The following is a 19,930-nucleotide window of genomic DNA, read 5'->3' on the forward strand; positions in this document are numbered from 1 at the left end:
CCGCCCTTGCCTTGGCTGAGCGCGACGCGACCGCCATGCCGATCATCGCGTCCCGGCCGGCCGGCAAGACGGAGGCCGTGGCGCTGTTCTTCTCCGGCGATGGCGGCTGGCGGGATCTCGACAAGTCCATCGGCGACTGGTTCGCCCAGCACGGGATCGCCGTCATCGGGGTGGATTCGCTCCGCTACTTCTGGTCCGAGAAAACGCCGCAGCAGATGGGCGACGATATCGGCGCCATCCTGGACAATGCGATGATTCCGAAGGACGTTCCGGTGGCCATCATGGGCTATTCCTTCGGTGCCGATACGCTGCCCTTCGCCTGGCCGAGCATACCCAAGGCCTGGCGCGACCGCACCGATCTGATCGCCCTTCTGGCGCCGGGTCAAAAGACCGGCTTCGAAATCTCGGTGGGCGGCTGGTTCGGCATGGCGACGGGCGAGAAGCAGGTCGTTCCCGCCGTGGCGGCGCTGCCCCAGGACAAGGTTCTTTGCGTCTATGGCGAAGAAGACGACGAAACCGCCTGCACGGCGCCCTCTATCGCCACGGCGCGCAAGATCGAGACCGGCGGCGGCCACCATTTCGACGAGGATTACGACGCCCTGGCCGCCAAGCTGCGGGCGATCATCCTGGGCGGCAAGAGCTGACCGACGGGCCAGCCAGCCGCCTGCAGGCGGGCACGGGTTTGTAGAAATTTTTTACAGGCACTGCGATGGCGCGGTGCTGGACGGGACCGGCAAGCGGGTCGGTGGCCTACCGTATGCCAACCCGTCCCTTTGCCGGGCTTTCAGGCGTAAGCAGCATGCTTGGCCAGTCAGCGGTGAATGAAGAAATGGATCGCGGAGCCGGGGTGTTCGCGGCTTGCACGCTACGCAGTCTTGCGAGATGCGCCGGGCCAACGGCGCCGGCCGCTGAACGCGTATTGCAGGCGCGAGCTGTTGCACAGCCTATACTCGGCTGCGTTGTAACGAACCGAGGAGACGGGACAAGGGCGCTGACGGGCAAGGGCTTATCTGTTGGTCGAGCAGCTTGGCCGCCATTGATCGGCTCTGTCTCTTATCGGCTGTTCGATCACTGTACGGGACCGGTAGCCCATGCCGAGCGGAGCATCGCTATCGTGTGAAGCAAGCTTGTAGCTTTGGCTTTACCGTCAGACGGCGTGACAAGGCCGGATGCGTCCGATCAGGGGTCAACAAACGAAAAGGGCCCCGCACATGGCGGAGCCCCTTCTTTGCAGACTGGCCGTCTTAGAAGCGGTAGTTGACCGAAGCCTTGAAGGTATGGAGCGTTAGGTCTTCGTTGGCCGAGAGATTGGCCGCGCCGAGCGTCGATGCCAGCGTGGCGCCCTTGGCGAAGTCCATCTTGTCCTTGCCGAGGTCGACATAGCCATATTCGGCGCCGATCGAGACCGTGTCCGTCAGCGCATATTCGCCGCCGACGCCAGCCGTCCAGCCGATCTTCGAAACGTCGTCGAGCTTCGTTTCGGTGCTTGTGGTGTAGCTGGCCTTGGAAGAGCCGAATGCGGCGCCGCCATGAACATAAGGCAGGAAGCGGTCGAGCGCGAAGCCCACGCGTGCGCCGGCCGTGGCAAGATAAGTCAACTTGTCTTCAAGCGGGACGTCGGTCGTGCCGTCCAGTGTCACCTTGGCCTTGACAGTGGAATAGGCGACGCTGCCGCGGACGCCGACGACGAGCTGATCGAACTGCACGTCGTAGCCGGCCTGAAGGCCGCCCAGGAAGCCCGACAGGTCCGACTTCGCTTCGTTGGACGCGGGCGCGCCCGTATAGGTGTAATCGATGGTCGCATCGCCCGTGGCGCCGCCGGCAAAGGCGCCCACATATGCGCCGTTCCAGTCATAGGCAGCGACAGGCGCCGGGGCGACCGGAGCGGTCGGCTCTTCGAAGACGACGTCCGCGGCCTGCGCCGAAGCGATGGCGACGAGCGAGAAGGCTGCAGCCGACATGGTGAGTTTGAAGATGCGCATCGTGGATAACCCTTTGTTCTGCGGATTTCACGACAAGCAGATGTCACCGTATCTCTTAAGATTCAATAACCTTTGAAGGATATCCTTTGGTTGAAAATAGCGTGTGTTGCTGCCCTGCATCAAACGGAGGATCGTGGGTTGAAAAACGTTCGGGTAGGCGCCTCTTCCATCGGCTCGGGGTCTCGCGCATTGCAGCGGGCGGAGTGTCCGACAGGCACATCTGCGCGCTCGGAAATGGCGACACTCTGAAGAACGGCCATGGTCAGGTGGTCGGCGATCCGCTGCTGGACGGCGATGGCGTCCATCGTCGTGCCGCCTCTCAGCTTCAATTCGGCGTAGCAGCGCCGCATGTCGACGGGGATGTCCTGCAGCCCCATGCGCAGGGCAACGAAGACCTTCTTTTGCAGCCATGTATAGGCGCCGTCGGGCGCCATCAGATCGCGCTGGTAGGATCGTCCCGAGGGCATGGCGTGTTCTCCTTTTGTTCTAAACTCCAGATAGAGTGGATCGCGCCGATTCGATAGCACTGCGTGAGATCGGCGAGGGAAGAGACGCGTGGCTGGAACAGAAACGGCCGGAACCGGAGCGCGTGTCGGCAGCGCACCGGATAGCACCATCAACGAACGAGGAAGGATAGAGGTGGTACGCCCAAGGGGAATCGAACCCCTGTTTGCGCCGTGAGAGGGCGCCGTCCTAACCGCTAGACGATGGGCGCCCGTCGGTGTTGGGCCGATATAGATGGAACGTTTCGGCTTGGCAAGTCCTTCGCCGGGCTTTTCGCGCCTGCTTGATCGCCGTGCCGGGATGGGCCATCAGGCGGCATGGACATGGTGGCGATCGATCGCGCGGATGACCCGCGCCTGGCTCCTTTCGCGCAGATTCGCGAGCGCGATCTGGTGCGCCAGGGCGATTTCATCGCTGAAGGTGTGGTTGTCATCGACCACCTCCTGCGCGCAAGAGAGTTCGCGCCCGTCGCCTTTCTCGTCTCCCGCCACAGGCAGGAAGGGTTTGCGCGTCGCTATGCAGGCATCGCCATGTCGGCGCCCGTCTATGTGGTCGAGCAGCCGGTCATGGACACGATCGCAGGATTTCACGTCCATCGCGGCATTCTGGCGCAGGGGCGCCGCTCCGGCGCAGTGCGCGGGGCCGGGGCCGGCGCCGGGGCCTTGCCGGATCGGGGGACCATCGTCGTGGCCTGCGGATTGTCGAACCACGACAATATGGGCGTCATCTTTCGCAACGCCGCCGCCTTCGGTGTCCGCGCGATCATCCTGGATGCGCAATGCTGCGACCCGCTCTATCGCAAATCCTTGAGGGTTTCGGTCGGGACGGTCCTGACGGTACCCTTCTGGCGCGGCGGATCGGCGGAGGAGATCGTCCGCGACCTCCTGGCCGCTGACTATGCCTGCATGGCCCTGACCCCGGCTGCCGAGCAGCGGCTGGACCGATGGGCAGCGCCGGCGCGGTGCGCGCTGTTCTTCGGAAGCGAAGGGGAGGGGCTGCCGGAATCGGTCCTGTCGCAATGTCAGGGCCTGTCCATCGCCATGTCCGGCGGGCTCGACAGCCTGAACGTCGCGGCGGCGGCCGCGATCGCCCTGCATCATGTGTTTACGACGGAACGTTCTGCTGCGCCTGACGAAGGATAAGCCCGCCCAGGCGCCCGGTGACATCCTCCTTGGATGCGGCGGCGGCGGTCAGGAGCCTGTCGAGCTCAGACCCCGGGGGGCTGTCCTTCGCCGCAAGAACCGTGACCGCAACGGCGATGTCGTCCAGCTTGTCGCGGATGGCGGCACGGTTGGCCGGGTCGTCCGGCATGGCCCCCAGGGCTTCGATTTCCGCGCGGAAGCGGCCATCCTGCAGGATGCTTGTCATATCCCGCGCAGGCCGCGGCGCGGGCCTGGCCTGCCGACGTGCGGCCACGAGTTCAGCTTCCAGCTGTTCGATCCGCAGGAGCGCTGCGGCCAGCAGCAGCCGCTGCTCGCCCGAATCCTCGTCCATCGTCTCGAGCCGGCGGTTCAGCGCCTCGATCTCGTCGGCATTGGCCGGGGGGCTTGCGCGCAGCGCATCCAGCGTGGCGGCGGGATCGGGCCGGGCAGCCTGATCGAGGGATAGAGGCAAAGGCGCCGCCGCTTCGACCAGCCGCGCCTGAAGCCGGCCCGCCTGCGCCCGAGCGACACGCGCTTCCTCCCTGGCCGTATCAGCCAGGATATCCTGCTGGCGAATGCGCATCGCAGCCTCGGCCCTGACCTTGTCCGCCTCTGCGCGGATTTCCGGCAGGCTCATGGGCAGGGATGCTTCGGCCTCGCGCCAGGCCAGGCTCTGGGCCTTGCGCCAGACGAGCGGGACCATCAGGAGGGCGCCGAGCGTGGCGACCAGGGCTCCGAGAATGAAGATCAGCGCCGGGGCAAGCATGGGTCACAACTCTTCATCTACGGCGAAAAGGGCGCCCGCATGGGCGCCCCACTGGTGCCATCCGGCTCTTTCGGGGGCAAGTCCCCGCGGTTCGCCCTGCAGCACGTCCGTTCGTATCAGAACGGGTTCCAGGTCGGCGTCGGCGTGATCTTGAGGTAGCCGATATTGATGCCGAGCCGCGCGCCCACGCCCGTCTTGACGGGGACGAGGGTCACGTTGTCGCGCTGGAGCACGGTCATGCCCAGCCCACCGACAAGGTAGGCGCTGCCGGTGACGCCGCCGAACCGGCCATAGATCGCATCGATCGATGGCAGGTTGTAGACCAGGACCATCATGCGGGCGCCGTCGCCGCCGGCATCGAGGCCGATGGACGGCCCCTGCCAGTACACACGGTGTTCGCCCGCATTCTTCGTGAACAACGTGCCCTCGCCGTAGCGAAGGCCGCCGATGAAAGCGCCCGCCGCTTCCTCGCCGAGGATGTAGCCGTTGGGAACCCCGTTCTGCTGGAAGGCATGTTCGACGACGGAGGCGAGGCCGCCCGCCGTCGTGCCGAAGAAGTTGTGGCCTTGCGCCACGACCTCTTCGATCGAATAGCCGTTGCTTTGTTGCGCCGCGGCAGGACCCGCGAATGCAACCAATATTGTCGCCGCAAGCATTGCGCCGAAAAGGCGAAGCTGCCTCAGGATCGAGACCATCGCGCGCTTCCTTTTCAATCGTTCAAGCCTGACTGAAAGGGAAACACCTCAAGGTTTTTATTTCGCTAACGTACCATACCTCATTTTATTGAGGGTGCCGCCGGAACCGGCCCGGCCGGTTTGTTCCCTCGGGCGCGGAAAGGCTCTAGTTTCGCGCCAAAGGCGATTCGCGCGCCGAGGGCGCAGCAGTCGCGCCGCCGAAGACAAGACGAGAAAAAGGGACCCTCCCGCCCATGAACGAACTGCCCCCGCTGTCCGCGCCCGATCTGGCCGCACTCCTGGCGAGCCGATTGTGCCACGATATCATCTCGCCGGTCGGCGCCGTGCAGAGCGGGCTGGAGCTCCTCGACGAATTCCCCAATGACGAGGAGTCGATGGGCCTGGTGCGCAAATCGACACGCAGCGCGGTCGCCAAGCTGCAATTCGCGCGCATCGCCTATGGCGCATCGGGCTCCACCGCGGCCGAGATCGATCTTGGCGATGCGGAGGCGGTGGCGCGGGGCTTCATGGAGTTCGAACGCGCGGAGCTGACCTGGAACGGCACCCGTGCCTATGTTCCGAAGAACATCGCCAAGCTGATCCTGAACCTGCTCCTGGTGGCCAATGCCTCGGTGCCGCGCGGCCCGTCCGTGACGATCGACCTCAATTCCGTCGGGCCAGATGTCGACATCGTCCTGACGGCGCAGGGCCAGCCGCTGCGCGTGCCGGCACGTTTCGTGGCGCTTCTGGAAGGGCGCGACGAAGAGCCCGTGGATGCGCATGGCGTGCAGCCCTATTACGCCCTTCTCCTGGCGCAGGAGACCGGGCTCGACGTCCAACTCCGGCAGGAGGGGGACACGGCCGTCTTCACGGTATCGGGTCGCCTCGGCTGAAGGCCGGCGAAGGCCATCCTCAGACGCGAAGAAGGGCGCGCGACCGGCTGGGTCGCGCGCCCTTCTTTTGTAAGTCAGCCTGGCTCGCGGACGGCAGCGCCGGTCAGGCGGCCTGCGTCTCGCCCTCTTCGTCGCGCAGCACGTAGCCGCGACCCCAGACGGTTTCGATATAATTCTTGCCCTCGGTCGCCGTAGCGAGCTTCTTGCGCAGCTTGCAGATGAAGACGTCGATGATCTTCAGCTCGGGCTCGTCCATCCCGCCATAGAGATGGTTGAGGAACATTTCCTTAGTCAGCGTCGTGCCCTTGCGGAGCGATAGAAGCTCCAGCATGGCATATTCCTTGCCGGTCAGATGGACGCGCTGGCCGTTGACCTCGACCGTCTTGGCGTCGAGGTTGACCGTCAGTTCGCCGGTGATGATGACCGACTGGGCATGGCCCTTGGACCGGCGCACGATGGCGTGGATGCGGGCCACCAGCTCGTCCTTGTGGAACGGCTTGGTCATGTAGTCGTCGGCGCCGAAGCCCAGGCCCCGGACCTTGTCCTCGATGCCGGCCATGCCGGACAGGATCAGGATCGGCGTCTTCACCTTGGCCAGGCGCAGCGTGCGCAGAACCTCGTAGCCGGACATGTCCGGAAGGTTCAGGTCCAGGAGAATGATGTCGTAATCATAGAGCTTGCCGAGATCGACGCCCTCTTCACCGAGATCGGTGGTGTACACGTTGAAACTCTCGGACTTCAACATCAGCTCGATGCTCTGAGCAATCGCGCTGTCATCCTCGATCAAAAGAACGCGCATCCAGTTCCCCTCTCAGTCAATTCGGCCGGGCGGCCCTCGCCGAATTAAGGTCTGATTCATCCAGTTTTCCGAACCGTGACATGGATTGGTTAACAATCCTCTTAAGACCCGGTCGGGAACGGGTTGAATTCATTGATTCCCAACAACCCAAACGCGTATCCGCGCCGGCGCCGGGTCCGTCCCCGCAGGGCATTCGCGCTGCCCTGCTTGCCCTTTTGGAGCGGCATGGCGGCGCGGTTTACCCGGCCTTAAAGACTAAGACCTATGATTAACGGTGCGCGTAAACAGACCGTTAAGTCCTATCGGCCGAGCCTTGTCCGAGGCCGGTGGCGCGGAGTGAACAACCGGCGACGGTCAAACCGGCCGACGCCCCAGAACCGGGACGATTCGCATGGCCAAGCGTGAAAATCTCGTGCGCCTCGCACGCTTCAAACTCGGGGAGAAGCGTCGGCAGGTCGATCAGCTCGATCTGATGATGGCCGAGTTCGAGCGCATGGCCGCCGAGCTGGACGCCCAGATCGCGAGCGAGGAGAAGCGCTCCGGCATCACCGACATCACCCACTTCGCCTATCCGACCTTCGCCAAGGCGGCGCGGGTGCGGCGGGACAATCTGATGAATTCGGTGCAGGAGCTGCGTGTGCAGCTTGACGCCGCGCGCCTGGCCCTGGACGAGGCCGAGGCCGAATACGCCAATGCCGAGAAGCTCGAACTGCGTGATCTTGGCCAGGACGATCGCCGGGCCACGGCCTGACGATGCCCGTCGCCCGGCCCCGTTTCTTGCCCGGGGCCGGCGGGCATGGGCTCAGGACATGCCCAGCGCCTGGAGATACAGGTCCAGTATCGCTTCCTGTTCCTGACGCTCGTTGGCGTCCTGCTTGCGGAGGGAGACGATCTTGCGCAGCACCTTCACGTCGTAGCCGCGGGACTTGGCCTCGCCGTAGACGTCCTTGATGTCGTCGCTGATCGTCTTCTTCTCTTCCTCCAGCCGCTCGATGCGCTCCACGAAGGAGCGCAGCTCTTCGCCGGCCACGTTCGTATCTGCGGGGGAATCCATCATTCGCGTTCCTTATACTTCCATGGTTCGGGCGCGTCGCGGCGGGGCGGCCCGTATACGGTCTTCGGTTGGCGTGCCGATAGCAGAAAAGCCGCGCGACGAGAACGCCGTCGATGACGGCGATTGGTTACGATATGCTTGATGGCCCGCTATTCGCCCTTCGGGCGGTTGCGTTCGAAGGCGTCCCTGGCCGCCGGCTCCGCCGGCGTCTGGTGGCGGGCGCGCCATTCGTCATAGGGCATGCCGTAAAAATTTTCGCGTGCGGCTTCCTTGGTCATCGGAACGCCCGATTCCTCGGCTGCCTCCCTGTACCAGTCGGAAAGGCAGTTGCGGCAGAATCCCGTCAGGTTCATCAGGTCGATGTTCTGAACGTCGGTACGCTCCATCAAATGCTGGCGCAGGCGCCGAAAGGCGGCGGCTTCCCAGGCGATTCGCGTTTTCGTGCTTTCGTCCATCTCGCTCTTTCCTTTCATGCCGTCGGTCGATACTCGTGTCGCCGACGCCGGTTCAACGTTGAGGCGGCGCGGCCAGAGGGTCCGCCGCCCGGTCCTCTACCGTGGAGGTTGTACTTATGTCTTTCCGGGTGACAGAAGCATGGCGCGGCACGGTGCGGAATGGCCTCATCATCGCCGGCGTCGCGGTCACGGCCAGCCTGGCCGCACCGTCGGCCGCGCGCGCCGACTTCCGCGTCTGCAACGGCACGCAGACCCTGGTAGGCGTGGCGATCGGCTACCGGGATGCCGAAGGGTGGATCAGCGAAGGCTGGTGGCGCATCCCGCCCTCCGCCTGTCGATCGGTGGTTGAAGGCAATCTCAAGTCCCGATTCTACTACCTCTATGCCGAGGACGACCAGGGGCGCAGCCGCTGGGCCGGCGATGTTCAGATGTGCATCGCCGAGAACGAGTTTCGCGTCGTCGATGTGAAAGATTGTTTTGCACGCGGGTTTCAGGAAATGGGTTTTCGGGAGTATGACACCGGCCAGCAAGGCAGCTGGATGGTGCAGCTGACCGAAACCCCAAGCGGGAGCAGTGCAGAGCAATGAAGCGCAATCGCCATGTAAAGATCCTGGCCACCCTGGGTCCCGCCTCCTCCGACGAGGTCATGATCAAGCGGCTGTTCGAGGCGGGAGCGGATGTGTTCCGCATCAATATGAGCCATTCCAGCCATGATCTGATGCGCGAGCTGGTCCGCCGCATCCGCAAGGTGGAAAGCGAAGTGGGGCGGCCCATCGGCATTCTGGCGGATCTTCAGGGCCCGAAGCTGCGGGTCGGCACCTTTGCCGACGGCAAGGTCGAACTGAAGGCCGGTCAGACCTTCACCCTGGACGGCAATCCCGAGCCGGGCGACGCGACACGCGTCTACCTGCCGCATCCCGAAATCCTGGAAGCGGTCCGTCCGGGCCATCGCCTCCTGATCGATGATGGGCGTCTGCAGCTTCGCGCCGTGGCGTCCGACGGGCAGCGCATCGAATGCGTCGTCGTGGCCGGCACCAACATATCGAACCGCAAGGGCGTCAGCCTGCCCGATACCACGCTCGCCACCGGCGCCCTGACAGAGAAGGACCACGCCGATCTTCTCGCCGTCCTGGAGGAAGAGGTCGACTGGATCGCCCTGTCCTTCATCCAGCGCCCGGAAGACCTGGCAGAGGCGCGCAAGGTCGCCCGCGGCCGCGCCAGCCTCCTGTCCAAGATCGAGAAGCCGCAGGCCGTGGAGCGGCTGGACGAGATCATCGAAATGTCCGACGCCATCATGGTGGCGCGCGGGGATCTCGGCGTCGAGCTGCCGCTCGAGACGGTGCCGGGCATCCAGAAGCGCATCACCCGCGCGGCCCGCAAGGCCGGCAAGCCCGTCGTCGTGGCCACGCAGATGCTGGAATCCATGATCACCGCGCCGGTGCCCACGCGCGCCGAGGTTTCGGACGTTTCCACCGCTGTCTACGAGGGCGCCGACGCGATCATGCTGTCGGCCGAATCGGCAGCCGGCGACTACCCGGTGGAAGCCGTGGAGATGATGGATCGCATCGCCTGCCAGATCGAGCGCGACCCGCTTTATGCGAGCATCATTTCGGCACAGCGCTCCCAGCCGGAAGCCACGGGCGCGGATGCCGTCTCCCTGGCCGCACGGCAGATGGCCGAGACGCTCAGCGTGGCGGCTGTCGTCACCTACACCTCCACCGGAACCACGGGGCTGCGCACCTCCCGCGAGCGGCCGCTTCTGCCGATTCTCGCTTTGTCGCCCAAGGTCGCCACGGCGCGTCGGCTGTGCCTTGCCTGGGGTGTGCATTGCGTTCTGGCCGATGATGCGACCGATCTGGAAGGCATGGTGGACAAGGCCTGCCGCGTCGCCGTGGAACAGGGCCATGCCCGCCCGGGCGAGCGGATCATCGTCACGGCCGGCGTGCCGCTGGGCACCCCCGGCGCCACCAACATGCTGCGCATCGCCTATATCGGCTCCGACGGCCTCTCCGCCGTCTGACCGGCGGCTCGCACTCCTGCAAACGGGCCGCAGGGTTCGTTTGCAGGGGTGAGGCGCCGTCCAGCAGGATTTGCCCTCGGCGCCTGCCACGCGGCACGGTCGATCCAGGATCGGGGCACCCGGTATGACGGTCTATTGCGCCCTGCTTCACGCCGTGAATGTGGGCGGTACCGGCACGTTGCCGATGGCAGCGCTGGCGCAGATGTGTCAGGCGGCCGGGTTTGTGTCAGTGAGAACCTATATCGCCAGCGGCAATGTCGTCTTTCAAAGCGATGCGCCGGAGGATCGCGTGCGATCGGCGCTCGAGGATCGGCTGCAGGCCTATGCCGGCAGGCAAGTCGGCGTGATCGTGCGGAGTGCGGCCGAGATGGCAGACACGCTCGCTCGCAACCCGTTTTGCGACGCGCCGGGCAATCGTGTCATGGCGCTCTTCGTGGACGGGCCGCTGCCTGTCGATCCGCTGGAGGGCGTGACGGGACTCCGGAACGAACAGCTACGGGTGGGACGGCGCGAGATGTTCGTGCTCTATCCGGACGGCATGTCCGGCTCCCGGCTTCGCATACCGGGCGCAAAGCACGGGACGGCGCGGAACATGAAGACGGTCGGCAAGCTTGCCGCTATGGCAGCCCCGCGCGCGTGAACCCAGTATCGGCAGCGGAGCGGATCATCGTTCCGTGGTCAGCGTTGCGGCAGTCTTGCCAACAGGTCGGCCGCTCTATCGACCGTGCGTGATCAAAGCGTACGTAGGGCGGGCCGTCGAACCCGTCGGCTCACGCCCTTTCGCCTGCCATCTTGTCGGCCAGCCGCGCCATGGCGTCCTGCGCATCCTTGAGCGTGGGATAGACGTCGAGCGCGCGGCGATAGGCCTCCAGCGCCGCCCTGTCGCGGCCGAGCTCCTCCAGCATGGCGCCAAGGCCGAGCAGGGCAGGGTAGTGGCGGGGTTCCCGCGCCAGGACCTGTGTCACATCGGCAATCGCCAGGCCGTATTGGCCGCGCCGGAAATTCAGCATGGCGCGGCGGTTCCAGATTTCCGGATTCTCCGGCTGCAGCGCGGCGCCCTCTTCGATCAGATCGAAGGCGACGGGGAGCTTGTCGTCCGAAATCGCTTTTTCCGACCAGGTGAGCAGAAGATCGACCGTCGGGCTGCCGCTGTCGTTCCAGATGGACTGGATCTGCCGCGCAATGCGCTCGGCACGGGCGCGGTGTGGCTCCCGGCGCAGATCGTCGAAGAGCGCATCGAGGCGCGCCGGCTTGTCGATCGGGGCGATGGCTGGCGGCGGCGCAGAATCATCGGGCGGCAGCAGGCCGTCCGGTGCGATCGCCTCGATCTCCGGTGCCGCGCGGGGAGCAGCCTCCTGTGCCGCGGCAGGCGCTGCGGCGGCGAAGAGGCACAGAAGGGGCAGAAACGAAACGAAGCGCATGCGCGGATATTAGACCGCTCATGCGCTTCGTCAAAGCAACTTTGCGGGCAGCCCCGACAGAAAGCCGGGCCGGCCTGCCAGCGTCAGCCCTGGCGCGCCTTGTAGCGCGGGGCCTGCTTGTTGATGATGTAGATGCGCCCCTTGCGGCGGACCATGCGGTTTGCCCGGTGGCGACCCTTGAGCGACTTCAAGGAATTCTTGATCTTCATGACACTCGACCGTCGGTATGTTGGACAGGCGACGATCAATCCTAAATCATGCCGTCGCGTTAAAAATGGCGCCCCGTTCCCGAAGCGCCTTTGGATGGCGCAGGGGATAGACGCGCCAAGCGTGCTTGTCAATCTCCGCGCGGGGCCTGGCGCGGCAGAATCCGAGTGAAATGGCCCATCTTGCGGCCTGCGCGCGCCTCCGCCTTGCCGTAGAGCGTCAGCATGACGTCGGGCTCGGCACAGAGGGACGCTGCCCGCTCGACCGCATCCCCGATAAGATTTTCCATGACGCAATCGCTGTGCCGGCGCGGATCGCCCAGCGGCAGGCCGCACACCGCGCGGATATGCTGCTCGAACTGCGAGATCGTGGCGGCCGCCTCGGTCCAGTGGCCGGAATTGTGGACCCGCGGCGCAATCTCGTTGACGAGAAGCTGCCCATCGGCGGCCACGAAGAACTCCACCCCGACAACGCCGACGTAGTCGAGCCGCTCCAGTATGCTGCCGGCGATCCGCGCGGCCTGTTGTGCGACCGCGCCGGACACGTCGGCCGGCACGGTGCTGGAATGCAGGATCCCGTCGCGGTGAACGTTCTCGGCCGGGTCGAAGGCGCGGATGCTGCCATCGACGCCGCGCGCCGCGATGATCGAGATTTCGCGCTCGAAGGCGATTCGCCCTTCGAGTATCGCCGCGACGCCGCCGATCGCCTCGAAGACGCCCTCGGTCGGAGCGTCATGGGCCAGGCGCATCTGGCCCTTGCCGTCATAGCCGAGCCGGCGGGTCTTCAGGATGGCGTCCGTGCCAAGGTCGATGAGCGCATGCTCGAGCTCGGCCGCATCGTCGACGGCGCGCCAGGGCGCCGTGGCGATGCCGATGCCGTTCAGGAACGCTTTTTCCGTCACCCGGTCCTGCGCCACTTCCAGGGCGGCGACCGGCGGGTGGACGGGCTTGATGCGCTCGAGCCGGCGGAGCGGCTCCACCGGCACATTCTCGAATTCGAAGGTGATGACATCGCTGCGGCGGGCCAGTTCCGCCAGAGCCTGCGCATCGCCGTAGGCGCCGACCACCACGCTGTTGGCAGTCTGGGCGGCGGGGCAGTCCGGGTCCGGATCGAGCACCGCCGTGCGGTAGCCGAGGCGCGCTGCGGCCGATGCCAGCATGCGGCCGAGCTGGCCGCCGCCGACGATGCCGATCGTCGCGCCGAAGGGCAGGGGGGAGGTCGGGGCCGTCGTCTCGCTCACCGTGCCGGCTCCCCGTCCACGGGGTGCGTGGCAACCGTTTCCGTCTGCCGCTGGCGGTAGGCATCCAGCCGTTCGGCAAGGGCGGGATCGTTGAGGGCCAGAACCGCGGCGGCCATCAGGGCCGCGTTGATCGCGCCCGCCCGGCCGATCGCCAGCGTGCCGACCGGTATGCCGGCGGGCATCTGCACGATGGACAGGAGGCTGTCCTGTCCTGACAGGGCCTTGCTTTCGACGGGCACGCCGAAGACGGGCAGCGGCGTCATGGCCGCGGTCATGCCGGGCAGGTGCGCTGCACCGCCGGCCCCGGCGATCACCACCTTCACGCCCCGTGCCCGGGCGCCGGTGGCAAAGTCGTAGAGGCGCTGCGGCGTGCGGTGGGCCGAGACGATCAGGCTTTCATGCGCGATTTCGAGCGTGTCGAGGGTCTCGCTGGCATGCTTCATGGTCGACCAGTCGGACTGGCTTCCCATGATGATCGACACGGGCGCGCTCATGCGATGATGTCCGGCAGGATCTGGTCCTCCAGGTCCTGCAGGCGATCCTTGACCGCGAGCTTCTTCTTTTTCATGCGCTGGATCTGCAACCGGTCACAACCGGTCGTCTCCATCGCATCGATTGCCGCATCGAAATCGGCGTGGTCCTGCCGCAGCCTTGCTACCTGAAGTCGCAAGGATGCCTGTTCCTGATCCGCCATCTGTCCCCCGGTCTGACAAATGCTGCCGCGCGCCACGGCTGCGGCACGCCCTTGTCGCAGCAAATACCAGTCGTCACAAAATTCTCAAAGAATGATCTTGCACCCCATTCCCGCCGACCCAAGCTTATGGGAGGGTCGTCGATGCGGTCGGCACGGTTCCGGCGTACGGCACGGTCCGGCCACGGTACGGCCCGCCGCAGCGAGAGGAAACACGAAGGAGTCCTGAATGTCCCTTGAGACGCATCTCGAGACGCTGGAACAGCGTCACACTGCACTCGACAGCGAAATCGCGGCGCTCCGCACCCGTCCGGCGAGCTCGGACGAGGAGCTGGCCGAACTCAAGCGCCGCAAGCTCATGCTCAAGGACGAGATCGAACGTCTCCGGTCATCTGCGGCGAATTGATCCGCAGCCCGCAAGATGCGACACTGAGCGGCGCCGAAATGGCGCCGTTTTTATTTTCGAGAAGTGTTCCCGTGACCAAACCGACCGTCGAAATCGTGCGCCCGCGCCTCGTGCTGGCGACCACTCTCCTGCCCGATGGCGATGCCGGCGAGCGCGCCTTGGCGCGCGCCTTGTCGGGCGGGGATGTGGCGAGCGTCCTGATCGACCCGGCGGGACGCGGCGATGCCGCCTTCCAGGATCTGGCCGAGCGTCTCGTGCCGTTGGCGCAGGATGCCGGTGCGGCGGCCATCATCGTCGACGATACGCGCTGCGCTGGCCGCGTGAAGGCCGATGGCCTGCATGTGCGCGGCGGCGATCTCGAAGCCTTGGGCGAGGCGATCGCCCGCTTTGCGCCGCGCCAGATCGTCGGGGCGTCCGGCTTTGCCACGCGCCACGAAGCGCTGGAAGCCGGCGAGCGCATGCCCGACTACATCCTGTTCGGAGAGATCGGGGCCGAAGCCGGCGATGCTGCCGATGCCGCCGACCTGGCGCTGGCCTCCTGGTGGGCCGACATCGTGGAACTGCCTGTCATCCTGGCCGGCGGCGCGTCGCTCGACACGCTGGAGGATGCTGCGAACAGCGGGGCCGAATTCATCCTTCTGTCGCGCGCCGTCTTTGGCGTCCAGGGTCAGGAAGCGGCGGCCGTGGCCGCGGCGAATGCTGTCTTCGACGCGGTGCTGCGCAATGGCGCGGAGGGGAGCGCTGTGGCATGAGGCAGCCGCGGACGGCCCCAGTTCCTGCGCTCCTTGCCCTTGCGCTCGCTGCACTGTCGGCGGGCGCGGCGCCCAAGGCGCTGGCGGCGGACGAGACGGCCGCCCGCGTGGAACGGCCCGCTCTGCCCAGCCCGCTGGACAGCCCGGTGACCGGCGGCGCCGACATGCTCGCCGCCTTCAGCGCCTACCAGAAGGGTTACTACCTGTCGGCCTTTCGCATCGCCGAGCCGCTCGCCCATATGGGCGATGCGGCCGCCCAGTCGCTGGTGGCGGAATTGTCGCTGCGCGGGCAGGGCGTGCCCCTGGATGTCGAGAACGCCGCCCGCTGGTACCGGCTGAGCGCACAGGCCGGGCGGCCGGAAGCGCAGTTCCGCTATGCGCTGATGCTGCTGCAGGGCGAGGGTGTGGCCCGTGATCCGGCGCAAGCGCGCACGCTGATGCACAGTGCCGCCGATGCCGGCCTGCCGCTGGCGGCCTTCAATTACGGCCAGATGCTCATTCAGGGGGCGCCCACGGGCGGCTTTGCCGATGCGCTGCGCTATTTCGAGGTCGCGGCCGATGCCGGCCTGTCCGATGCGCAATATGCCCTGGCGCAGCTTTATGCCAACGGCCGCGGTGTCACTGCGCGGGACGACATCACCGCCCGCTTCTGGCTGCGCGAGGCGGCACGGCAGGGCCATGACACGGCGCAGATCGAACTCGGGATCTGGCTTATCAACGGACGGGGCGGCCCGGCGGCCCCGCATGACGGCTTCCGCTGGCTCAAGGCCGCGGCCGACCGCGGCAACCCCATCGCCGTCAACCGCGTCGCCCACCTGTACAAGGATGGGATCGGCGTTGCCGCCGACCGCGCCGAGGCAGCCAAGTGGACCGTCCTGGCCCGGCGGGCCCGCAACGCGGACCCCGCGCTCGACAATTTCTTCCGATCGCTGCCAGCGCAGGAGCAGAAAGCCGCGCTCGAGGCGGCGAACCGCTTCGGGGCAAGCTGACCGGCTTGTAACACAAGCGGTTTTGTGGTCTTCAGCCCAGCAAAGGGGCCGTCCGTGCGGGCGCACCCCGGTTCTTTGCAAACGTCGAGCGACCCCATGAAGATCAATGGCAACGAAATCCGTCCCGGCAACGTGATCGAGCACAATGGTGGCCTGTGGGCCGCCGTCAAGACCAACCATGTGAAGCCCGGCAAGGGCGGCGCCTTCAACCAGGTCGAGCTCAAGAACCTCATCGACGGCACCAAGCTGAACGAGCGCTTCCGGGCCTCCGAAACCGTCGAGCGCGTGCGCCTGGAACAGAAGGACTACCAGTTCCTCTATGCCGAGGGCGAGATGCTGGTCTTCATGGACAACGAAACCTATGAGCAGCTCGAGCTGCAGAAGGATTTCGTCGGGGACCGCGCGGCCTTCCTGCAGGACGGCATGAAGGTGACCGTGGAAAGCCACGAGGAGCGCCCGATCGGCATTTCGCTGCCCGACCAGGTCGTTCTGACGATCGCCGAGGCCGATCCGGTCGTGAAGGGCCAGACGGCGGCTTCTTCCTACAAGCCCGCGACGATGGAAAACGGCATCCGCGTCATGGTCCCGCCCTTCATCGAAGCGGGCGAGCGGATCATCGTCGATACGAACGAAATCACCTATATCCGCCGCGCCGACTGACGCGCGCCGCTTCGCCCGCCAAAGGCTTCAAGGCACCCGCCGGCCGCGCCGCGCACCGTATCGCGCGCGGCCGGCGCCGCTTCTCTCAGGATACGACATCATGGCCCGTTCCGCCCTTCTGAATGTGATGACGCAGGCCGCCATGAAGGCGGGGCGCTCGCTGATCCGCGATTTCGGCGAAGTGCAGAATCTCCAGGTCTCCATGAAGGGGCCTGCCGACTTCGTCTCCGCCGCCGATCGCAAGGCCGAGGAGATCGTCTTCCAGGAACTGTCCCGCTCCCGCCCGGACTGGGGTTTCCTGATGGAAGAGCGCGGCGCGATCGAGGGCAAGGACAGCCAGCACCGCTGGATCGTCGACCCGCTCGACGGCACGACGAACTTCCTGCATGGCATCCCGATCTTCGCCGTCTCGATCGCGCTGGAGCGCGACGGGCAGATCGTGGCCGGGGTGGTCTTCAATCCGGTCCAGGACGAGCTTTACACCGCCGAGCGCGGTGGCGGGGCCTTCATGAACGACCGGCGCATCCGCGTGGCGGCCCGGCAGAAGCTGCCCGAAGCCCTGTTCGGGACGGGCATTCCCTTCCTGGGCAAGGCCGGCCATGGCCAGTTCCTCTATGAAATGCGCCAGATCATGGGCGAAAGCTCGGGCGTGCGGCGCATGGGCGCGGCGGCGCTGGACCTGTGCTACGTGGCGGCCGGCCGGCTGGACGGCTACTGGGAACGCAACGTCCTGCCCTGGGATATCGCCGCCGGTTCAATCATCGTCCGCGAGGCGGGCGGTTTCGTCAGCGCCATGGATGGCGGCCGCTTCGACCATATGTCGGGCGAGCTTGCATGCGGCAACGAGTTGATCCTGCGCGCCATGGTGGCGGAGCTCAAAAAGGCGGACGAAGCCTATCGCCGCGCGGCCGGTCGCAGCGCCTGACCGGGCGGCTGCGCAAAAACCGTGGGAAGTTGCCGGCGGGCGGTGGAGCTTCGCCGGCCGGGAAGGTACAAGCTTTAGGGACCATGGCCGCCACTGCGCGGCTCCAGAACCGGGTGAGCCGCCGATGCAGGTGACGAGTACGCCGCGTGAGGACAAGAAGCCGGCGCATATCATGCCCGAGCGCCTGTCCAGCCCCATGGTCTATTTCTGGACCATGATCGTCTTTCTGGCGCTGTCCGGCTTCGTCGCCCTCATCCTCGGCCGGCAGATCGTCGCCGCCTTCATAACCAATCCGGGCCTGAACGGGCTGATCGCCGGGGTGCTGGCCGTCGGCGTGATCCTGGCGCTGGCGCAGATCCTGCGCCTGTCGCGCGAGGTCCGTTGGATCAACCTCTACCGCGACGGCTCGGACGAGGCGGACGACGTCCGCTCGCCCGTTCTTCTGGCGCCGATGCAGTCCTTGCTGGCCGGCCGGCGCATCGGCCAGCCGCTGCCCGCGCAGCTTGTGCGCACGATCCTCGACTCGCTCGCCGCACGCCTGGACGAAACGCGCGACATTTCCCGCTATCTGGTCGGGCTCCTGGTCTTCCTGGGTCTGCTCGGCACGTTCTGGGGCCTGCTGACGACCATCGGCTCCATATCCACCACCATCCAGTCCCTCGACCCGACGGCGGCCGACGCGGCGACCGTCTTGAATTCGGTGCAGCAGGGCCTGTCTGCACCGCTGGCCGGCATGGGGACGGCCTTTTCCTCCTCGCTCTTCGGTCTGTCGGGCTCCCTCGTCCTCGGCTTCCTCGATCTGCAGATCGGCCGGGCCCAGAACCGCTTCTATACGGAGCTGGAAAACTGGCTGGCGACGGTGACCGACGCCGGCGGCGATCCGGTGCTGGCCCCGGCTGCGCCCGCAGCTCCCGCTGCGGCCACCGCACCGGTGGGCGCGGTGGCCGGGCCGGCTTCCGCCGATATGCAGATCCTGGCCGATCGCCTGTCCCGGCTGGTGCAGGAACAGGGCGCCGCGCCACGCTCCAGCGCTGCCATGGCAAGCCTTGCCGAAAGCATCCAGGGCCTTGTCCAGCACATGCGCACCGAACAGCAGATGATGCGCGATTTCGTCGAAACGCAGGCGCATGAGCAGCAGGAGCTGCGGCGCACCCTCGAACGCCTGGCGCTGACCCTGCAGCGGCAGGAAAGGGGCTGACCTCATGCCCTTGCCCCGCCGCGGCGGCTCACGACGCAGCATCGATTACTGGCCGGGCTTCGTCGACGCGCTGTCGACCCTGCTCCTGGCCATCATGTTTCTTCTGTCGGTCTTCGTGATTGCTCAGTTCCTCCTGAGCCGCGAATTGTCGGGCCAGGATACCGTCCTGCAGCAGCTCAATTCGCAGATCGCCGAGCTGAACCAGCTTCTGGCGCTGGAGCGCTCCAGCAGCTCCGACTTCCAGGACGAAATCGCCGCGCTCCAGGCCTCTCTGCAATCGGCCGAGAGCGAGCGCTCGCGGCTGCAGACGGCGCTGGACTCCGGTGCCGGCGGCGCTGCCGCGGCCGATGCCCGCATCGGCCAGCTCCAGGGCGAATTGCAGAGCGAACAGCAGATTTCGGAAGCGGCACGCAATCAGGTCACGCTTCTGAACCAGCAGCTTTCGGCCTTGCGCCAGCAGATCGCGGCACTGGAGGATGCGCTTGGGGCATCGGAATCCCGCGATCGGGAAAGCCAGACCCGGATTGCCGATCTGGGGCGGCGGTTGAACGTCGCCCTGGCGCAGCGCGTGCAGGAGTTGAACCGCTACCGCTCCGACTTCTTCGGAAGGCTGCGCGAAATCCTGTCCGATCGCGACAATATCCGCATCGTGGGTGACCGCTTCGTCTTCCAGTCCGAAGTGCTGTTCCCCTCCGGCTCGGATGTCCTCCAATCCATCGGCGAGGAGGAATTGTCCAAGCTGGCGGCTGCGATCGTCGATCTGAACCGCGAGATCCCGTCCGATATCGATTGGATCATCCGCGTCGACGGCCATACGGACAATGTGCCGATCACGGGCGGACGCTTCAGTGACAATTGGCAATTGTCGACCGAGCGCGCCGGGGCGGTCGTGAAGTATCTCATTTCACAAGGCGTGCCGCCCAACCGGCTGGCAGCCACCGGCTTCGGCGAGTTCCAGCCGTTGGAAGCCGGCGACAGCCCGGAGGCCCGGGATCGCAACCGTCGTATCGAGTTCAAGCTGACCGAGCGCTGAGAAGGCTCACAGGCGTCACGCGGTACGGGGCGGTCCCGGCACACGTGGTGCGGCTGCATTCCAGCAGTAGCGGCCAATGCGCCAAACCCCGGAACGTCCAGGCGTTTGCTCTCGGCGAT

General features: G+C 65.9%; 26 protein-coding genes and 1 tRNA gene. 14 read left to right on the forward strand and 13 right to left on the reverse strand.

Translation table 11 applies throughout. The annotated features are described in order from the left end of the window. A partial coding sequence (locus tag AUL30_RS08160) for a virulence factor family protein (protein ID WP_244490753.1) occupies positions 1-644 on the forward strand: 644 nt, incomplete at its 5' end. Between the two features lie 600 nt (positions 645-1,244). Here the strand turns inward: AUL30_RS08160 and AUL30_RS08165 are convergent. From AUL30_RS08165 to AUL30_RS08175, 3 genes are all read right to left on the reverse strand, one after another. Then, on the reverse strand, positions 1,245-1,982 hold the full coding sequence (locus AUL30_RS08165; RefSeq protein ID WP_062227398.1) for an outer membrane protein: 738 nt from the start codon (positions 1,980-1,982) through the stop codon (positions 1,245-1,247). Between the two features lie 119 nt (positions 1,983-2,101). Next, positions 2,102-2,449: a hypothetical protein gene (locus AUL30_RS08170; RefSeq protein ID WP_062227399.1), complete on the reverse strand. Its 348-nt coding sequence runs from the start codon at positions 2,447-2,449 to the stop codon at positions 2,102-2,104. A 173-nt stretch (positions 2,450-2,622) separates the two neighbouring features. Beyond that, a tRNA-Glu gene (locus AUL30_RS08175) sits at positions 2,623-2,697 on the reverse strand. A 112-nt stretch (positions 2,698-2,809) separates the two neighbouring features. Here AUL30_RS08175 and AUL30_RS08180 point away from each other — a divergent pair. Continuing rightward, entirely contained in the window at positions 2,810-3,628 is an 819-nt protein-coding gene (locus AUL30_RS08180; protein ID WP_306302735.1) for a TrmH family RNA methyltransferase, read from the forward strand. Here AUL30_RS08180 and AUL30_RS08185 read toward each other — a convergent pair. Then, positions 3,591-4,394 (reverse strand): hypothetical protein, encoded by an 804-nt coding sequence (locus AUL30_RS08185; protein ID WP_062227401.1) that lies wholly within the window; start codon positions 4,392-4,394, stop codon positions 3,591-3,593. The two genes, AUL30_RS08180 and AUL30_RS08185, sit on opposite strands and share 38 nt — an antisense overlap. Positions 4,395-4,510: 116 nt before the next feature. Next, a complete protein-coding gene (locus AUL30_RS08190; RefSeq protein WP_062227402.1) occupies positions 4,511-5,089 on the reverse strand; it encodes a DUF1134 domain-containing protein in 579 nt (192 codons plus the stop codon). Positions 5,090-5,322: 233 nt separating this feature from the next. Between AUL30_RS08190 and chpT the strand changes: the two genes are divergently transcribed. Next, on the forward strand, positions 5,323-5,961 hold the full coding sequence (chpT, locus tag AUL30_RS08195) for a histidine phosphotransferase ChpT (RefSeq protein WP_062227403.1): 639 nt from the start codon (positions 5,323-5,325) through the stop codon (positions 5,959-5,961). Between the two features lie 103 nt (positions 5,962-6,064). On the opposite strand, the gene ctrA is transcribed toward chpT, so the two are convergent. After that, complete coding sequence (gene ctrA / locus AUL30_RS08200; protein ID WP_062227404.1) at positions 6,065-6,760, reverse strand: response regulator transcription factor CtrA; 696 nt, start codon at positions 6,758-6,760, stop codon at positions 6,065-6,067. Between the two features lie 391 nt (positions 6,761-7,151). On the opposite strand from ctrA, the gene AUL30_RS08205 reads away from it, so the two are divergent. Continuing rightward, positions 7,152-7,511, forward strand: a complete 360-nt coding sequence (locus tag AUL30_RS08205) for a flagellar export protein FliJ (RefSeq protein WP_062227405.1) — start codon at positions 7,152-7,154, stop codon at positions 7,509-7,511. 51 nt (positions 7,512-7,562) lie between these two features. Here AUL30_RS08205 and AUL30_RS08210 read toward each other — a convergent pair whose 3' ends face one another. After that, a complete protein-coding gene (locus AUL30_RS08210; protein ID WP_157070038.1) occupies positions 7,563-7,814 on the reverse strand; it encodes a DUF2312 domain-containing protein in 252 nt (83 codons plus the stop codon). Positions 7,815-7,963: 149 nt separating this feature from the next. Further along, positions 7,964-8,269 (reverse strand): DUF1244 domain-containing protein, encoded by a 306-nt coding sequence (locus AUL30_RS08215; RefSeq protein WP_062227407.1) that lies wholly within the window; start codon positions 8,267-8,269, stop codon positions 7,964-7,966. A 116-nt stretch (positions 8,270-8,385) separates the two neighbouring features. Between AUL30_RS08215 and AUL30_RS08220 the strand changes: the two genes are divergently transcribed. The 3 genes from AUL30_RS08220 to AUL30_RS08230 all read left to right on the forward strand — a co-directional run bounded on the left by AUL30_RS08220 (position 8,386) and on the right by AUL30_RS08230 (position 10,929). Further along, positions 8,386-8,856: a DUF1036 domain-containing protein gene (locus AUL30_RS08220; RefSeq protein ID WP_062227408.1), complete on the forward strand. Its 471-nt coding sequence runs from the start codon at positions 8,386-8,388 to the stop codon at positions 8,854-8,856. After that, a complete protein-coding gene (gene pyk / locus AUL30_RS08225) occupies positions 8,853-10,289 on the forward strand; it encodes a pyruvate kinase (protein ID WP_062227409.1) in 1,437 nt (478 codons plus the stop codon). The genes AUL30_RS08220 and pyk overlap by 4 nt, the downstream gene beginning before the upstream one ends. A 124-nt stretch (positions 10,290-10,413) precedes the next feature. Further along, positions 10,414-10,929: a DUF1697 domain-containing protein gene (locus AUL30_RS08230; RefSeq protein ID WP_062227410.1), complete on the forward strand. Its 516-nt coding sequence runs from the start codon at positions 10,414-10,416 to the stop codon at positions 10,927-10,929. A 130-nt stretch (positions 10,930-11,059) separates the two neighbouring features. Here AUL30_RS08230 and AUL30_RS08235 read toward each other — a convergent pair whose 3' ends face one another. From AUL30_RS08235 to AUL30_RS08255, 5 genes are all read right to left on the reverse strand, one after another. Beyond that, positions 11,060-11,710, reverse strand: a complete 651-nt coding sequence (locus tag AUL30_RS08235) for a tetratricopeptide repeat protein (RefSeq protein ID WP_062227411.1) — start codon at positions 11,708-11,710, stop codon at positions 11,060-11,062. An 83-nt stretch (positions 11,711-11,793) separates the two neighbouring features. Continuing rightward, complete coding sequence (gene ykgO, locus AUL30_RS08240) at positions 11,794-11,919, reverse strand: type B 50S ribosomal protein L36 (protein ID WP_060603123.1); 126 nt, start codon at positions 11,917-11,919, stop codon at positions 11,794-11,796. 128 nt (positions 11,920-12,047) lie between these two features. Then, entirely contained in the window at positions 12,048-13,157 is a 1,110-nt protein-coding gene (locus AUL30_RS08245) for a 5-(carboxyamino)imidazole ribonucleotide synthase (protein WP_280137390.1), read from the reverse strand. Further along, on the reverse strand, positions 13,154-13,651 hold the full coding sequence (gene purE, locus AUL30_RS08250; protein ID WP_062227412.1) for a 5-(carboxyamino)imidazole ribonucleotide mutase: 498 nt from the start codon (positions 13,649-13,651) through the stop codon (positions 13,154-13,156). The genes AUL30_RS08245 and purE overlap by 4 nt, the downstream gene beginning before the upstream one ends. Continuing rightward, positions 13,648-13,851: a YdcH family protein gene (locus tag AUL30_RS08255; RefSeq protein ID WP_062227413.1), complete on the reverse strand. Its 204-nt coding sequence runs from the start codon at positions 13,849-13,851 to the stop codon at positions 13,648-13,650. The genes purE and AUL30_RS08255 overlap by 4 nt, the downstream gene beginning before the upstream one ends. 226 nt (positions 13,852-14,077) lie before the next feature. Between AUL30_RS08255 and AUL30_RS19285 the strand changes: the two genes are divergently transcribed. The 7 genes from AUL30_RS19285 to AUL30_RS08285 all read left to right on the forward strand — a co-directional run bounded on the left by AUL30_RS19285 (position 14,078) and on the right by AUL30_RS08285 (position 19,811). After that, positions 14,078-14,254: a YdcH family protein gene (locus AUL30_RS19285; RefSeq protein ID WP_083507778.1), complete on the forward strand. Its 177-nt coding sequence runs from the start codon at positions 14,078-14,080 to the stop codon at positions 14,252-14,254. Between the two features lie 71 nt (positions 14,255-14,325). After that, positions 14,326-15,006: a thiamine phosphate synthase gene (locus AUL30_RS08260; protein ID WP_244490755.1), complete on the forward strand. Its 681-nt coding sequence runs from the start codon at positions 14,326-14,328 to the stop codon at positions 15,004-15,006. Beyond that, positions 15,003-15,995, forward strand: coding sequence for a tetratricopeptide repeat protein (locus AUL30_RS08265; RefSeq protein WP_062227414.1), 993 nt, complete (start codon positions 15,003-15,005; stop codon positions 15,993-15,995). The genes AUL30_RS08260 and AUL30_RS08265 overlap by 4 nt, the downstream gene beginning before the upstream one ends. Before the next feature lie 96 nt (positions 15,996-16,091). Next, positions 16,092-16,655 (forward strand): elongation factor P, encoded by a 564-nt coding sequence (efp, locus tag AUL30_RS08270; protein ID WP_062227415.1) that lies wholly within the window; start codon positions 16,092-16,094, stop codon positions 16,653-16,655. A 100-nt stretch (positions 16,656-16,755) separates the two neighbouring features. Continuing rightward, positions 16,756-17,580, forward strand: coding sequence for an inositol monophosphatase family protein (locus AUL30_RS08275; protein ID WP_062227416.1), 825 nt, complete (start codon positions 16,756-16,758; stop codon positions 17,578-17,580). A gap of 124 nt (positions 17,581-17,704) precedes the next feature. Beyond that, positions 17,705-18,778, forward strand: a complete 1,074-nt coding sequence (locus tag AUL30_RS08280; RefSeq protein WP_062227417.1) for a flagellar motor protein MotA — start codon at positions 17,705-17,707, stop codon at positions 18,776-18,778. A 4-nt stretch (positions 18,779-18,782) separates the two neighbouring features. After that, the gene (locus tag AUL30_RS08285; RefSeq protein WP_062227418.1) at positions 18,783-19,811 is read left to right on the forward strand and encodes a peptidoglycan -binding protein; all 1,029 of its coding nucleotides are present in this window, start codon (positions 18,783-18,785) and stop codon (positions 19,809-19,811) included. Positions 19,812-19,930 lie beyond the last annotated feature (119 nt).

The sequence above is a fragment of the Aureimonas frigidaquae genome, assembly GCF_001463905.1.
Lineage (GTDB): Bacteria > Pseudomonadota > Alphaproteobacteria > Rhizobiales > Rhizobiaceae > Aureimonas > Aureimonas frigidaquae.

Bases quoted from the DNA above. Each gene is read 5' to 3' on its own strand.
- AUL30_RS08165 (WP_062227398.1), bottom strand. From the start codon at position 1,982: ATGCGCATCTTCAAACTCACCATGTCGGCTGCAGCCTTCTCGCTCGTC.
- AUL30_RS08170 (WP_062227399.1), bottom strand. From the start codon at position 2,449: ATGCCCTCGGGACGATCCTACCAGCGCGATCTGATGGCGCCCGACGGC.
- AUL30_RS08180 (WP_306302735.1), top strand. From the start codon at position 2,810: ATGGTGGCGATCGATCGCGCGGATGACCCGCGCCTGGCTCCTTTCGCG.
- AUL30_RS08185 (WP_062227401.1), bottom strand. From the start codon at position 4,394: ATGCTTGCCCCGGCGCTGATCTTCATTCTCGGAGCCCTGGTCGCCACG.
- AUL30_RS08190 (WP_062227402.1), bottom strand. From the start codon at position 5,089: ATGGTCTCGATCCTGAGGCAGCTTCGCCTTTTCGGCGCAATGCTTGCG.
- chpT (WP_062227403.1), top strand. From the start codon at position 5,323: ATGAACGAACTGCCCCCGCTGTCCGCGCCCGATCTGGCCGCACTCCTG.
- ctrA (WP_062227404.1), bottom strand. From the start codon at position 6,760: ATGCGCGTTCTTTTGATCGAGGATGACAGCGCGATTGCTCAGAGCATC.
- AUL30_RS08205 (WP_062227405.1), top strand. From the start codon at position 7,152: ATGGCCAAGCGTGAAAATCTCGTGCGCCTCGCACGCTTCAAACTCGGG.
- AUL30_RS08210 (WP_157070038.1), bottom strand. From the start codon at position 7,814: ATGGATTCCCCCGCAGATACGAACGTGGCCGGCGAAGAGCTGCGCTCC.
- AUL30_RS08215 (WP_062227407.1), bottom strand. From the start codon at position 8,269: ATGGACGAAAGCACGAAAACGCGAATCGCCTGGGAAGCCGCCGCCTTT.
- AUL30_RS08220 (WP_062227408.1), top strand. From the start codon at position 8,386: ATGTCTTTCCGGGTGACAGAAGCATGGCGCGGCACGGTGCGGAATGGC.
- pyk (WP_062227409.1), top strand. From the start codon at position 8,853: ATGAAGCGCAATCGCCATGTAAAGATCCTGGCCACCCTGGGTCCCGCC.
- AUL30_RS08230 (WP_062227410.1), top strand. From the start codon at position 10,414: ATGACGGTCTATTGCGCCCTGCTTCACGCCGTGAATGTGGGCGGTACC.
- AUL30_RS08235 (WP_062227411.1), bottom strand. From the start codon at position 11,710: ATGCGCTTCGTTTCGTTTCTGCCCCTTCTGTGCCTCTTCGCCGCCGCA.
- ykgO (WP_060603123.1), bottom strand. From the start codon at position 11,919: ATGAAGATCAAGAATTCCTTGAAGTCGCTCAAGGGTCGCCACCGGGCA.
- purE (WP_062227412.1), bottom strand. From the start codon at position 13,651: ATGAGCGCGCCCGTGTCGATCATCATGGGAAGCCAGTCCGACTGGTCG.
- AUL30_RS08255 (WP_062227413.1), bottom strand. From the start codon at position 13,851: ATGGCGGATCAGGAACAGGCATCCTTGCGACTTCAGGTAGCAAGGCTG.
- AUL30_RS19285 (WP_083507778.1), top strand. From the start codon at position 14,078: ATGTCCCTTGAGACGCATCTCGAGACGCTGGAACAGCGTCACACTGCA.
- AUL30_RS08265 (WP_062227414.1), top strand. From the start codon at position 15,003: ATGAGGCAGCCGCGGACGGCCCCAGTTCCTGCGCTCCTTGCCCTTGCG.
- efp (WP_062227415.1), top strand. From the start codon at position 16,092: ATGAAGATCAATGGCAACGAAATCCGTCCCGGCAACGTGATCGAGCAC.
- AUL30_RS08275 (WP_062227416.1), top strand. From the start codon at position 16,756: ATGGCCCGTTCCGCCCTTCTGAATGTGATGACGCAGGCCGCCATGAAG.
- AUL30_RS08280 (WP_062227417.1), top strand. From the start codon at position 17,705: ATGCAGGTGACGAGTACGCCGCGTGAGGACAAGAAGCCGGCGCATATC.
- AUL30_RS08285 (WP_062227418.1), top strand. From the start codon at position 18,783: ATGCCCTTGCCCCGCCGCGGCGGCTCACGACGCAGCATCGATTACTGG.